The sequence below is a fragment of the Chimaeribacter sp. YP20170169 genome (genome assembly GCF_056739715.1).
This window is the reverse complement of sequence record NZ_CP176824.1, coordinates 2798830-2811528: the sequence shown is the minus strand read 5'-3', so window position 1 is coordinate 2811528 and position 12699 is coordinate 2798830. Positions and strand designations below refer to the sequence as shown.

The window sequence follows — 12699 nt, the reverse complement described above, 5'->3', positions numbered from 1 at the left end:
CTCCACACAGACAGGGCTGTATGATTATCACTCGCCAACATGAAGAAAAGATTAAGTGCCTACCGGCCGCTGTAGGCATTGACCAGCATAAAGGCCAGCGCGGTCATCAAAAGCGATCCGGCCAGATTGAGCAGCACGTTCAGCGCCGCCGCCGCCAGCCGCCCCTCTTGCAGTTGGTAGACTACTTCCAGCGAAAAGGTGGAGAAGGTCGTCAGGCCCCCGCAAAAACCGGTGGTGATCAGCATCTTCCAGACAGGATCACACTGCGTTATGCGCGTCAGCGTCGCGATGCCCAACCCAATAATGAACGCGCCCACCAGATTGACGGTAAGGGTGCCAAAGGGCAGCACGGCAGAGAGAGGATTCAATTTCAGGCTGACATACCAACGGGTAACACTGCCCAACCCCCCGCCAATAAAAACTGCCAAAAGCGTAGCAAACATAGTAAACCTACCAGTAGAGTGAAAGAATAGGGACGAGCGAACTACCCTGGCACGTCGCCTGCATTTATCAAAGAGTAACGTATTCACCATCACGGCGTCATCTGCGCACGGCAGGGTATGGGCGCTATCGGCGAAAGCGTAGTGAATCCTCAGGAGTCAGTTATGAAGGTTGCTTTGGGCCAGTTTGTCATCTCCACCGAATGGCAACGTAATGCGGAAACCTGCCAGACGCTGATGGCTGCGGCGGCTAGCGCCGGGGCCGCGCTGCTGGTGCTGCCAGAGGCTGCGATGGCGCAGAATGCCGCCGATCCAGACGCGGTGCTCTCCTTCGCCCAGCCGCTGGAGGGGCCGTTCCTCCGTGCATTGCTGGCTGCCAGCCGCGGCCAGTCGTTGACCACCTTAGTTGGTATGCACACCCCCGCCAATGATGGCCGGGTTTATAACACGCAGGTGGCGATTCGGGATGGCGAGCTGCTGTGCCATTACCACAAGCTGCACCTCTATGATGCCTGGAACATCAAGGAGTCGACCCATGTTACGCCCGGCACACAGTTGCCCCCGGTGCTGGAGGTGGGGAAGTTTAAGGTCGGCCTGATGACCTGCTACGACCTGCGCTTCCCTGACTTGGCGCGCACGTTAGTGATGGAGGGCGCCGATGTGCTGGTGGCTCCGTCAGCGTGGGTGGCGGGGCCGTTGAAGGAACGCCACTGGGAGATGCTGCTCGCCGTACGGGCGCTGGAGAATACCTGTTATATGGTGGGCGTCAGTGCCTGCGGCGGACGCAATATCGGCAATAGCATGGTGGTGGACCCCTTGGGTGTTGCTGTGGCGCGCGCCGCGGAGGGGCCAGCCTTGATCTATGCCGAGCTGGAGAGTGATAGGATTAAAAACGCGCGCGAAGTATTGCCAGTGCTAAAAAATAGCCGGTTTGCCAAGCCACAACTGCGGGAGATGTAATGGGTTCGTTCTTAATCTGTTACATATTGTCGTTGAGTCGCGCCACAGAATGACAGTAAATGAGCCATCGCTGTGTTTGCTGGGGCATACAGCATTTTAGATAACTGAGAAGGTGTGTATGGAAGGTATCAGTATTACAAAACTGTTGGTCATCGGCGTGCTTATCATCCTGCTGTTTGGTACCAGCAAACTGCGTTCGCTGGGTGGCGATCTGGGTGCGGCGCTGAAAGGCTTCAAAAAAGCGATGAGCGATGACAATGCGCCGGCCAAGGCCACCGCAGAAGAGCCTCCGGCCGCTGGCCGTGTAGAAAACAAAGAGTAAGCGGGCAGCCTGCCGCCAGTCATGGCGGCCACTTGCCAAGAAAAAACGGATGCTCGTGAGATCATCCGTTTTTTGTGTGGCTGTCGCCAATGTCGTAACAATTTATGTCTGCCGCACTGGGCGGCAGCACAGTTACTTCACTTCAATCCCTTTTGCCTGCAGGTCGGCATGGTAGGAGGAGCGGACGAACGGCCCGCACGCGGCATGGGTGAAGCCCATCGCCAGTGCTTCCTCTTTCATCTCATCGAATTCAGCCGGGCTGACGTAACGCTGCACTGGCAGGTGGTGACGGCTGGGTTGCAGGTACTGGCCGAGCGTCAGCATGGTGACGCCGTGGCGACGCAGGTCGCGCATCACCTCAATGATCTCAGCATTGGTCTCACCCAGCCCAACCATCAGGCCAGACTTGGTAGGGATCTCCGGGTGCAGCTCCTTGAATTTCTCCAGCAGTTTCAAAGACCACTCATAGTTAGCACCGGGGCGCACCTGACGGTAGACGCGTGGCACATTCTCCAGGTTATGGTTGAAGACGTCCGGCGGCGTGGCATCCAGGATCTCCAGCGCCCGATCCATGCGGCCACGGAAATCTGGCACCAGGGTCTCAATCTTGATGGTCGGGTTTTTTTCACGGATCGCGCTGATGCAGTCAGCAAAGTGCTGGGCACCGCCGTCACGCAAGTCATCACGGTCCACCGAGGTGATCACCACATAGCGCAGCCCCATATCGGCAATGGTTTGCGCCAGCTTGGCCGGCTCGTTGGCATCTGGGGTCAGCGGGCGGCCGTGGGCCACGTCGCAGAATGGGCAACGGCGGGTGCAGATGGCACCCAAAATCATAAAGGTCGCGGTCCCGTGGTTGAAGCACTCTGACAGGTTAGGGCAGGAGGCCTCCTCACAGACCGAGTGCAGGCCATTTTTTCGCATCGCCGCCTTGATGCCCTGTATCCGGCTGGAATCCGCAGGAAGTTTGATTTTCATCCACTCGGGCTTGCGTAACATCTCCTGGCGTTCAGTCACCACGGTTTTCACCGGGATCAGGGCCATCTTGTCCGCATCGCGGTACTTGACGCCGCGTTCCATCTGAATTGGTTTACTCATAGTCGTGCAGGTTCCAGTTTTGACACTCCCGGCAAGAAGGTCAGTGAATTCAACGAACTACATGTTAATTCAAATTAATTTGAAAATATGCCCGGAATTATATCACTTTTGCCGGTAAGCATTCAGCCCTTCAATGTCGATTGCCGGGGCAAAAACTGGTCATAACGGCGGATATTGCCGGGAAAACGGGGCAATGAGCGGTGAGGTTCCTATTTTAACCTAATAATATCAACAGCTTGATTCTGATGGCGTGACGAAATAGTGTGTTGTAAAAATGTTACCTTTTTGTGCGTTTCTGGTCACGCCAACGAGTAAAGAGAGGCTTAGCTCGCGGCCTCTGTCGGTGGATCAAGCTGGGGCACTTGCTCGCCATTGAAGGATTCAATGATGTTGTTAATCAGCTGCATCAGCGTTTTATCTTTTCTGGAGGCCCGGTTGTAGTAGAGGAAGAGGTCCATATCACCAAACACGAAATCGCTGGTAACTTTTTTTAGCGGGTAGGCGTGTTGGTACAGCTCGTATAATCGCTCTGGAACAAACCCTACCAGCGCGCTGTGTGCCACGATATGCATGGCGTTCATGGCGTTATAGGTGTGGAAGCCAAAATTGCGGTTAGTCTCGTTTAGATCGATGGACTGCTTGCTCTGTTTCAGTAGGATATCGTTGACTTCAATAAAAGTGAATTTCTCGTGGACGGAGTCAGCCAGTGAAAGATGGTTATCAATTCGCGGATGATTTTGATGGCAAATACAGATGAATCTTTCTGAGAATAATTTTACGCCAACGATAGATTTACTATATAACGGTTTTATATCTATCATGATATCCGTATTAAACTGATTAAGAATGTCTTGATTATCAGGGATATCATGATGCTTCAGGACATAATTTTCATTCAGACCAACCAGTTGCTCATAGACCCTGGGTAATACCAGCAAACCGATATAGGGGTGGCAACTGACAGTAACAAACCGGGACTTATGAACATCCTGGCTGAAGTCCAAACCGGTAATAATGGCGCCCAATCCCTGGCTGATGTGATTGTGCAGATTTTTGGCGTAGGCGGTGGGGGTAATGCCCTTGCCAGAGCGAATAAACAGGGGATCAGGAAAGGTATTACGCAGTTTCTGGATTGACTGGCTAATGGAGGAGGGCGTCAGGTTCAGCGCCTTGGCGGCGTTTACAATGCCATTATGTAAATAGACGGCCTCAAAAACTGTTAATAAATTGAGATCTATATTTCTCAATTTATTTAAGCTGGAACTTATATTGTTCTCATCCATAAAATCATCTCGCTATTAAAAAAGGCGTTTTTTATTCGGTAACGCTGTCAGTTAATCACGTAAGTTCACTCGCCGGGGAAGCGTACCAGATTTACTATAACTTAAGTTAGCCTAAAGGAGAGATTTAATTTGCGATCCAATACTTATAGTGATGAAATGGGAGGAATAAATTTATAAGGATAATTAAAATCTAAATGAGCATGATGAATTAATTCACCATGCCTATTTGTTTGAATTTAAATATTGTCTTCCCACGACTTTAGGGTAATTTGTTGAAATCCAACCTGGTGGGCGAAGGTGTCAAGCAGGATTGGCTGGACGTCTGCCAGCGTAATACCGGGAACCAGCGCGCTGAGTTGGGTCATCTGCATACCGGCATAGCCGCAAGGATTGATGCGCAGGAAAGGGGCCAGATCCATCGCGATATTGAGCGCCAAACCGTGGAAGGAGCGGCCATTGCGGATACGCAGGCCAAGGGAGCAGATCTTCTGCTCACCAACGTAGACACCGGGCGCATCGGGGCGGGCATGGGCGGTCACGCCGAAGTGGGCCAGCGTCTGCACCACGGTCTCCTCAATCGCCGTCACCAGTTGGCGTACCCCCAGTTTGTTGCGTTTCAGATCCAGCAGCACATACATCACCTGCTGGCCCGGCCCGTGGTAAGTCACCTGGCCGCCGCGATCGCTTTGGATGACCGGAATCTCCCCCGGCATCAACAGATGTTCCGCCTTGCCGGCCTGGCCTTGGGTGAAGACCGGCGGATGCTCCACCAGCCAGATTTCGTCGGGCGTCTCTTCAGTGCGACAATTCGTGAAGGTGTGCATTGCCTGAGACACAGGCTGGTAGGGTTGCAGGCCAAGCTGCCTGACGATCAAGTTACTCTGTTGCAAATTGGTCATCACAAGGTAAAGAAATGATGGCAGTAGTATAACCAGCGACCTGTTTGCCTACCAGCCGGGCTGATTCCGTTCTGCGGCGGGCGTGATTTACAGCACCATGCGGACAATATCAATGTTGCCCAGCTCTTCGTACAGGGTTTCAACCTGTTCAATGTGGGTGGCGGTGATGGTAATGGAGACGGAGTGGTAGTTGCCTTTGCTGCTCGGTTTCACCTGCGGGGAATAGTCGCCCGGAGCATGGCGTTGCACCACTTCAATCACCTGGTCAACCAGCTCGGGTTGCGCCAGCCCCATCACTTTATAGGTGAACGGGCAGGGGAATTCGAGCAGTTCGTTCAGTTTGGTTTTCATGTGTGCTCCAGATTGTTACGGTGAATAAAAAGTATAACTCCCGCCGGGGCAGGAGTTAATCAATGATGATGATATGGGGGCAGAACGCCCGGTTTCAAGCCGTTTAGCCGAACCAGTGGTGGAACATCAGTTTGATGTAGTCAATCAGGCGGCCGAAGAAACCACCCTCTTTCACTTCATTCAACACCACCAGCGGGCGCTGGTCGATGGTCTTGCCGTCAAGCTGGAAGTTGATGCTGCCCACCACCTGATTTTTTGCCAGCGGTGCGTGGATCTCTGGCGTGGTCAGCACGTAACTGGCCTTCAGGTCTTTCATGCGGCCGCGCGGGATGGTCAGGTAGAGATCTTTGTCCACACCCAATTCCACGCGATCGGCATCACCAAACCAGACCGGCTCAGACGCGAACTCTTTGCCTGCTTTCAACGGTGAGACGGTCTCAAAGAAACGGAAGCCCCAAGTCAGCAGCTTTTTGCTCTCTGCTTCACGGCCCTTGTAGGTGTGGCCGCCCAGTACCGCGGAGATCAGGCGCATCTGGCCTTCGGTGGCGGAGGCCACCAGGTTGTAACCTGCCGCCTCGGTGTGGCCGGTCTTGATGCCATCAACGTTCAGGCTGGTGTCCCACAGCAGGCCGTTGCGGTTGACCTGGCGGATCTTGTTGAAGGTGAACTCTTTTTCGCGGTAGGTCGAGTACTCATCCGGCACGTCGCGGATCAGTGCCTGACCAATCAGCGCCATGTCACGCGCGGAGCTGTACTGGCCGTCGGCGTCCAGACCGTGCACCGTCTTGAACTGGGTGTTTTGCAGCCCAAGCGCCTTGACGTAGTTGTTCATCAGGCCGACGAACGCGTCCTGGCTGCCCGCCACATAGTCGGCCATCGCCACGCAGGCGTCGTTGCCCGATTGCAGGATGATGCCGCGGTTCAGCTCAGAGACCGGCACGCGGTCACCTGGCTTCAGGAACATCAGGGAGGAGCCTTTGAACTCCGGGTTACCAGTGGCCCAGGCATCCTTGCTGATGGTGACCACGTCATTTGGCGTGATCTTGCCGGCCTTAATGGCCTGGCCGATGACATAGCTGGTCATCATCTTGGTCAGGCTGGCCGGGTTGCGGCGGGTGTCGGCGTTCATCTCTGCCAACACTTTACCGGAGTTGTAATCGATCAAAACATACGCTTCCGCATCAATCTGCGGCACGCCAGGGATCATTGTTTTGAGGTTGACGTCATCAGCCTTGGCGACGGAAGTCGCGCCAAGCGCCAGAACGGTGCCAAGAGTGATGCTCTTCAGTAAACGCGAGGTAGTTACATGTTTCATGATCGGGACTACAACATCCGTGAAAGTAAGTGAAAAAACGTGCCACACTATAGCAGACACTCGATTTCCCAGCATCTGCCAAACAGAATAGCAGGCGGCGTTTACATAGATTTACTTAATAAATTAGGCATATTTCACACTATGCAAACGCCACCTGCATGGCAGATATTTCAAGCAATTACTGTCCAGCCGCCACAATAAAGGATTGCTGCTGCGCCTCACCGGCCAGCCGCTGTTGCAGCGCTGCGGCCTGCTGGCGGCTACTGAACGGCCCCAGCTGCACTCGGTATACGCCACTGCCGGCATTGACCTTGCCCGGCACGCCAAACTGTTGGCTCAGGCTGTGTTGGAACTGTTGCGCGCGTTGGGCGTCGCTCAGGGCGCCCACTTGAACCATGTAACCACCTGCCTGCGGCACGGCAGCACGTGGGGCAGGGGCAGGGGCGGCGGCTGGCATTACGGCCGCAGGCGCGGCAACAACCGGGGCAGCCGGTTCATCGCTCTCCAGAATGCCCTGTGGCACCGGGCGCGGGGCATTCAGGAACCCGCCGCTGGCATTGCCCGGCGAACTGGTTCCCTCCGCCATACTGCCGTCACTGAGCGCGCTGTTATCAATGGCACGTACCGGCGCGTCAGTGGGAGCCAACGTCTGCATCGGGGTGCCCAGGCCGCTGCTGCCCAACTCCGGGCGGCTTGGCAGGGCATAACTCTGCTTGGCGACCACAGTCCCCAGGGTGCCGGGGCCGGAGAGTGTGCCGTCTGGCGCAACGTTGATAAAGTCAACTTTGACCTTGGTATTGTTGGAAATATTCAGGCGCTCGCCGGCCGCCTTGGAGAGATCGATAATCCGCCCCGGCTGGAAGGGGCCACGGTCATTGATGCGCACGACAATGCGGCGGCCGTTGCTGAGGTTGGTGACGCGCACGTAGCTCGGGATCGGCAGGGTGGGGTGGGCCGCCGTCAGCGCGTTAGGATCGAAAGGCTCGCCCAGCGCCGTGGTGTTACCGCTGGCCTCGGAGGCATACCAGCTCGCCAGCCCGGTTTCGCTGAAATTCTGCGGGTTGCGCACAATTTTGTAGCTCTTGCCGTTGACGCTGTAGTCCTGATTGGCGTTGGGGCTGTAAGGCTCATACTGCGGCTCCGCGCCGCCAATTTCTTCCACCGGGCCGGCGTAGGCCGGCTGCTGTGGGGCGGGCTGCTGTTGTGATACCTCGGTGGTACAGGCGCTCAACAGCGCCCCCATGATGCCAACCCATAGCCACTGCTTACGCATTGCTCACCTCTTATAAATTTTTAGACAACATTTTGCGATGAGTATGTATCGACATCACGATACCAAACCCGGCCATCAGAACAATCAACGCCGACCCGCCATAACTGACCAGCGGCAACGGCACGCCCACCACCGGCAGGATACCACTCACCATGCCGATATTGACGAAGACATAGACAAACAGGATCAGCATCAGGCCGCCGGCCATTACGCGGCCAAAGGTGGTTTGGGCGTTGGCAGCGATCACCAGCCCGCGCATGATCAGGCAGAGGTAGAGCGCCAGCAGAATCAGCACGCCCGCCAGCCCCAGCTCCTCCGCCAGCACGGCGAAGATAAAGTCAGTGTGGCGCTCGGGCAAGAACTCCAGCTGCGACTGGGTGCCATGCAGCCACCCCTTGCCGGACAGCCCGCCAGAACCGATGGCGATCTTCGACTGGATAATGTGGTAGCCCGCGCCCAGCGGATCGGACTCTGGGTCAAGCAGCATCATGACGCGGTCGCGCTGGTAGTCATGCATCAGGAAGAACCAGAGGATTGGGATGAAGGCGGCGACCAGCAGCGCGGCGACGCCAATCAGTTTCCAGCTCATGCCGGAGAGGAACAGCACGAACAGGCCGGAGGCGGCGATCAAGATTGAGGTGCCAAGGTCTGGCTGCGCCGCCACCAGCAGGGTCGGGATGAAGATCAGCGCCAGCGCGATGCCGGTATTTTTCAACGAAGGTGGGCAGACGTCGCGGTTGATGAAGCGCGCCACCATCAGCGGCACGGCAATTTTGGCAATCTCCGAGGGCTGGAAACGCACAATGCCCAGATCCAGCCAGCGCTGTGCGCCCTTACTGATCTGGCCGAAGGCATCAACCATCACCAGCAAAATCACGCAGACAAAGTAGAGATAGGGCGCCCAGCTCTCATAGACCCGCGGTGGGATCTGCGCCATCACCAGCATAATCACCAGACCCATCGCGATCTGGCCGATTTTGCGCTCCATCATGCCCATGTCCTGGCCGCTGGCGCTCCAGATGACGAACGCGCTGTAGGCCAGCAGCGCCATGATCACCAGCAGCAGCGGCATATCAATATGCAGCTTGGCCCACAGCGAGCCTTTCTTTTGCCCTTCAGTCATTTATTCACCTTCCGTACCGGGCGGCAACGGGGCGGCGTCCGGCAACTCTGTATTGTTGTCACCCAGCAGGATATGGTCGAGGATCTGGCGAGTGATGGTACCGACCGCCGGGCCGGCGCCGCCGTTCTCCAGGATCACCACCACGGCCACCGTCGGTTTGTCATAGGGGGCAAACGCGGTCATCAGCTTGTGGTCACGCAGCCGCTCAGCGATCTTGTGGGCGTTGTAAGTCTCATTCTCCCGCAGGCCAAAGACCTGAGCGGTACCGGATTTGGCCGCCGCCCGGTAAGGGGCATCGGCAAAGCTTTTGTGTGCCGTGCCGTTGGCACGGTTGGCGACGCCATACATGCCATCTTTGGCAATCTCCCAGAAGCCGGAGTGGATGTCGCCAATATGGGTACTCTCCTCCTGGCGATAGGGCGAAGGCTTGCCATCTATCTGGGTGCTCTGCAACAGGTGGGGCGTTTTGACCGTGCCGTCGTTAATCAGGGTCATCATCGCTTTCGCCATCTGGATTGGGGTGGCCGTCCAGTAGCCCTGACCGATGCCGACCGGGATGGTGTCACCCTGATACCACGGCTTTTTGAAGCGCTTGAACTTCCATTCGCGGTTCGGCATGTTGCCGGAGCGCTCCTCAGAGAGGTCAATGCCGCTGTAGTGCCCATAGCCAAACTTGCCCATCCATTCGGAGAGGCGATCGATACCCATGTCGTAGGCCACCTGATAGAAGAAGGTGTCGGCCGACTCCTCCAGCGAGCGCGTGACGTTCAGCCGGCCGTGGCCCCACTTCTTCCAGTCGCGGAAGCGTTTCTCCGAGCCGGGCAACTGCCACCAGCCGGGGTCAAACAGACTGGTATTGCGGGTGATGACGCCAGCGGAGAGCGCCGAAACGGCGATGTAGGGCTTGACCGTGGAGGCTGGCGGATAGACGCCTTGGGTAGCACGGTTGATCAAAGGCTTGTTGGCGTCTTCCAGCAAGCCTTTGTAATCCTTGCTCGAAATGCCATCCACAAACAGGTTGGGATCGTAGCTCGGGGTGGAAACCAGCGCCCGAATGCTGCCATCACGCGGGTCAGTGACCACCACCGCCGCGCGGCTGCCGGCCAGCAGCTGCTCGATGTAGGTTTGCAGGTTGAGATCCAGCGTCAGGGTGATGTCTTTGCCCGCCTGCGGCGGCTGCTCATGCAGCTGGCGGATCACCCGGCCGCGGTTGTTGACCTCGACCTCTTCGTAGCCGGTTTTGCCGTGCAGCACATCCTCATAGTAACGCTCAATGCCCAGCTTGCCGATGTCATGGGTAGCGGCGTAGTTGGGCAGGATGCCGGCTTTGTCCAGGCGTTCGACGTCCCGGTCGTTGATCTTGGACACATAGCCAATCACGTGGGTGAGGGCAGAGCTATAGGGGTAGTAGCGGCGTTGGTAGCCCTTGACCTCCACACCGGGGAAGCGGAACTGGTTGACCGCAAAGCGCGCCACCTGCACCTCGGTCAGCGCGGTTTTGACGGCGATCGAGGTGAAGCGGCGCGAACGTTTGCGCTCCTTCTGGAAGTTGGCGATATCCTCATCCGTCAGGTTGACCACTGGCCGCAGCTGGTCCAGCGTCGCCTGCAGGTTATCCACCTTCTCCGGCACCAGCTCCAGCTGGTAGATGGTGCGGTTAAGCGCCAGCGGCGTGCCGTTCCGGTCATAAATGATGCCGCGGCTGGGCGCAATCGGCACCAGCTTGATGCGGTTCTCATTGGAACGGGTGCGGTAATCCTCAAACCGCAGGATCTGCAGGTTATAGAGGTTGGCGACCAGAATGCCGCTGAGGAGCAGAATGCCTGCGAATGCCACCAGAGCGCGGCGGACAAACAGGGCCGATTCAGCCGAATAGTCGCGAAAAGGGTTACGGTCTATTTTCATCCCACTACTTATGGTTCACTCTGCTGACATTCACCGACCGTTTATTCGCGGTGGTAAGGGTGATTGGTGGTAATGCTCCAGGCGCGGTACAGGCTCTCCGCCACCAGCACCCTGACCAACGGGTGTGGCAACGTCAGCGGCGAAAGCGACCAGCTCTGCTCCGCTGCCGCCTTGCAGGCCGGCGCCAGCCCCTCGGGGCCGCCAATCAACAGGCTGACATCGCGGCCATCCTGTTTCCAGCGCTCCAGTTGGGTCGCCAGGTGCGGCGTCTCCCACCGGGTGCCGGGAATATCCAGGGTCACTATGCGGTTGCCTTTACCGACCGCCGCCAGCATCTGCTCACCCTCTTTTTCCAGGATGCGTTTGATGTCCGCATTTTTTCCGCGCTTGCCTGCTGGGATCTCCAGCAATTCAAACGGCATATCCTTCGGGAAGCGGCGCAGGTAGTCCATAAAGCCGGTCTGGACCCAGTCCGGCATCTTGGTGCCGACCGCCACCAGTTGCAGCTTCACCGCTTAACTCCAGAGCTTTTCGAGTTCGTACAGGGCGCGGCTCTCTTCCTGCATCACGTGCACAATCACTTCGCCCAGATCGACCACAATCCACTCGGTATCATTAACGCCTTTCACGCCCAGAGTATCCAGGCCTGCGGCTTTGGCCTCTTCCACAACGTGGCCAGCGATCGACATCACGTGGCGGCTGGAGGTGCCGGTGCAGATGATCATGCAGTCAGTGATGCTGGATTTCCCAGTCACATCCAGGGAAATAATGTCCTGACCTTTCAAATCATCAATTTTATCAATAACAAAATCTTGGAGCGCTTTACCTTGCAAAGGTTCCCCCTCGGGTAGTATGTGGAGTGGCATGGGGTTCACACAATGGCAGCACACAGGCTGCGATGGGCGGTGAGGCCCCATGCCGTAACAGATAGTTGGCCGGGTGCCGGTGGGCTTGATTATTTTGTGCCAAAAAATCAACCATTTATATGTAAATGGAAAACGGCTGAGCGGACACCCGAAATTAAGCGGCGCAGTATAACATGGGTATTCTACTCGCGATATAAACCCTGTGAATCGATAAAGCGTTCTACTGCCGCCGGAAGCAGGTGATCGCAGCTCTGCCCGGCATGGCGGCGCCGGCGGATCTCGGTGGCCGAGACATTAACCAGCGGCGTGTCCGCCAAAAAAATCGTGCCTGCGGGCCGTGTCGCCAACTGTGCGACATCCGGGGTCTGGTGGGCCTCGAACCAAGCCTGAAGCTGCGGGGTATCAAGCTGTTGGCGATAGCCGGGACGGGCGCACACCAGCAGATGGCACACATCCAACAGCGACTCCCAACGGTGCCACTTATAGAGCGACAGCAGTGAGTCCTGCCCAATGATAAACGCCAATGACGCGTGGGCGCCACGTTCTTTACGTAACGTTTCAAGCGTCTCGATGGTGTAGGAGGGCGTCTCGCGCTGCAACTCCCGGTCATCCACCCGGAACAGCGGCTGGTCAGCGATCGCCAGCTCTACCATCCGCAGGCGCTGGCGGGCGCTGGCCTCCGGCTGGGGGCGGTGCGGCGGCACGTTGTTCGGCAGCAGGGTGACGCTGGCCAAACCGATTTGCCGTGCCAGCGCCGCCACCGGTGTCAGGTGGCCGTAGTGGATGGGATCAAAGGTGCCGCCAAAAAAGGCATCTACAGGGGCCAGGGATGCAGGGGTAGTGTCAGGCATAGCAAGCCGTCTC

The 12699-nt window shown here is 56.9% G+C and carries 14 protein-coding genes; 2 read left to right on the top strand and 12 right to left on the bottom strand.

Translation table 11 applies throughout. From position 1 onward, the window contains the following. Positions 1–59: 59 nt before the first annotated feature. Positions 60–443 carry a fluoride efflux transporter CrcB gene (crcB, locus tag ACK3SD_RS12790; protein WP_481125734.1) on the bottom strand — a complete coding sequence of 128 codons (384 nt, stop codon included), beginning with the start codon at positions 441–443 and terminating at the stop codon, positions 60–62. A gap of 162 nt (positions 444–605) precedes the next feature. Between crcB and ACK3SD_RS12785 the strand changes: the two genes are divergently transcribed. After that, positions 606–1400, top strand: coding sequence for a deaminated glutathione amidase (locus ACK3SD_RS12785; RefSeq protein WP_481125733.1), 795 nt, complete (start codon positions 606–608; stop codon positions 1398–1400). 118 nt (positions 1401–1518) lie between these two features. Then, positions 1519–1722 (top strand): twin-arginine translocase subunit TatE, encoded by a 204-nt coding sequence (gene tatE / locus ACK3SD_RS12780; RefSeq protein WP_481125732.1) that lies wholly within the window; start codon positions 1519–1521, stop codon positions 1720–1722. A gap of 132 nt (positions 1723–1854) precedes the next feature. Here tatE and lipA read toward each other — a convergent pair whose 3' ends face one another. From lipA to nadD, 11 genes are all read right to left on the bottom strand, one after another. Then, positions 1855–2820, bottom strand: a complete 966-nt coding sequence (gene lipA, locus ACK3SD_RS12775; RefSeq protein ID WP_481125731.1) for a lipoyl synthase — start codon at positions 2818–2820, stop codon at positions 1855–1857. Positions 2821–3143: 323 nt separating this feature from the next. Then, positions 3144–4103, bottom strand: a complete 960-nt coding sequence (locus tag ACK3SD_RS12770; protein WP_481125730.1) for a YbeF family transcriptional regulator — start codon at positions 4101–4103, stop codon at positions 3144–3146. A gap of 236 nt (positions 4104–4339) precedes the next feature. Continuing rightward, complete coding sequence (gene lipB, locus ACK3SD_RS12765) at positions 4340–5002, bottom strand: lipoyl(octanoyl) transferase LipB (protein WP_481127552.1); 663 nt, start codon at positions 5000–5002, stop codon at positions 4340–4342. An 87-nt stretch (positions 5003–5089) separates the two neighbouring features. Beyond that, positions 5090–5353, bottom strand: coding sequence for a DUF493 family protein YbeD (gene ybeD / locus ACK3SD_RS12760; protein ID WP_481125729.1), 264 nt, complete (start codon positions 5351–5353; stop codon positions 5090–5092). Between the two features lie 103 nt (positions 5354–5456). Next, on the bottom strand, positions 5457–6668 hold the full coding sequence (gene dacA / locus ACK3SD_RS12755) for a D-alanyl-D-alanine carboxypeptidase DacA (RefSeq protein ID WP_137763905.1): 1212 nt from the start codon (positions 6666–6668) through the stop codon (positions 5457–5459). 178 nt (positions 6669–6846) lie between these two features. Next, the gene (gene rlpA, locus ACK3SD_RS12750; RefSeq protein WP_481125728.1) at positions 6847–7941 is read right to left on the bottom strand and encodes an endolytic peptidoglycan transglycosylase RlpA; all 1095 of its coding nucleotides are present in this window, start codon (positions 7939–7941) and stop codon (positions 6847–6849) included. Positions 7942–7951: 10 nt separating this feature from the next. Then, positions 7952–9064 (bottom strand): peptidoglycan glycosyltransferase MrdB, encoded by a 1113-nt coding sequence (gene mrdB / locus ACK3SD_RS12745; RefSeq protein WP_137763903.1) that lies wholly within the window; start codon positions 9062–9064, stop codon positions 7952–7954. After that, on the bottom strand, positions 9065–10969 hold the full coding sequence (gene mrdA / locus ACK3SD_RS12740) for a peptidoglycan DD-transpeptidase MrdA (RefSeq protein ID WP_481125727.1): 1905 nt from the start codon (positions 10967–10969) through the stop codon (positions 9065–9067). Positions 10970–11010: 41 nt separating this feature from the next. Continuing rightward, positions 11011–11481 carry a 23S rRNA (pseudouridine(1915)-N(3))-methyltransferase RlmH gene (gene rlmH, locus ACK3SD_RS12735; RefSeq protein ID WP_137763901.1) on the bottom strand — a complete coding sequence of 157 codons (471 nt, stop codon included), beginning with the start codon at positions 11479–11481 and terminating at the stop codon, positions 11011–11013. Positions 11482–11484: 3 nt separating this feature from the next. After that, complete coding sequence (gene rsfS / locus ACK3SD_RS12730) at positions 11485–11802, bottom strand: ribosome silencing factor (RefSeq protein WP_137763900.1); 318 nt, start codon at positions 11800–11802, stop codon at positions 11485–11487. A gap of 215 nt (positions 11803–12017) precedes the next feature. Next, positions 12018–12686, bottom strand: coding sequence for a nicotinate-nucleotide adenylyltransferase (gene nadD, locus ACK3SD_RS12725; protein WP_481125726.1), 669 nt, complete (start codon positions 12684–12686; stop codon positions 12018–12020). Between the last annotated feature and the right edge of the window lie 13 nt (positions 12687–12699).

Excerpts from the sequence above, each read along its gene's own strand:
- ACK3SD_RS12770 (WP_481125730.1), bottom strand. The coding sequence starts at position 4,103 with ATGGATGAGAACAATATAAGTTCCAGCTTAAATAAATTGAGAAATATA.
- mrdB (WP_137763903.1), bottom strand. The coding sequence starts at position 9,064 with ATGACTGAAGGGCAAAAGAAAGGCTCGCTGTGGGCCAAGCTGCATATT.
- dacA (WP_137763905.1), bottom strand. The coding sequence starts at position 6,668 with ATGAAACATGTAACTACCTCGCGTTTACTGAAGAGCATCACTCTTGGC.
- nadD (WP_481125726.1), bottom strand. The coding sequence starts at position 12,686 with ATGCCTGACACTACCCCTGCATCCCTGGCCCCTGTAGATGCCTTTTTT.
- lipB (WP_481127552.1), bottom strand. The coding sequence starts at position 5,002 with ATGACCAATTTGCAACAGAGTAACTTGATCGTCAGGCAGCTTGGCCTG.
- tatE (WP_481125732.1), top strand. The coding sequence starts at position 1,519 with ATGGAAGGTATCAGTATTACAAAACTGTTGGTCATCGGCGTGCTTATC.
- crcB (WP_481125734.1), bottom strand. The coding sequence starts at position 443 with ATGTTTGCTACGCTTTTGGCAGTTTTTATTGGCGGGGGGTTGGGCAGT.
- ybeD (WP_481125729.1), bottom strand. The coding sequence starts at position 5,353 with ATGAAAACCAAACTGAACGAACTGCTCGAATTCCCCTGCCCGTTCACC.
- mrdA (WP_481125727.1), bottom strand. The coding sequence starts at position 10,969 with ATGAAAATAGACCGTAACCCTTTTCGCGACTATTCGGCTGAATCGGCC.
- ACK3SD_RS12785 (WP_481125733.1), top strand. The coding sequence starts at position 606 with ATGAAGGTTGCTTTGGGCCAGTTTGTCATCTCCACCGAATGGCAACGT.
- lipA (WP_481125731.1), bottom strand. The coding sequence starts at position 2,820 with ATGAGTAAACCAATTCAGATGGAACGCGGCGTCAAGTACCGCGATGCG.
- rlpA (WP_481125728.1), bottom strand. The coding sequence starts at position 7,941 with ATGCGTAAGCAGTGGCTATGGGTTGGCATCATGGGGGCGCTGTTGAGC.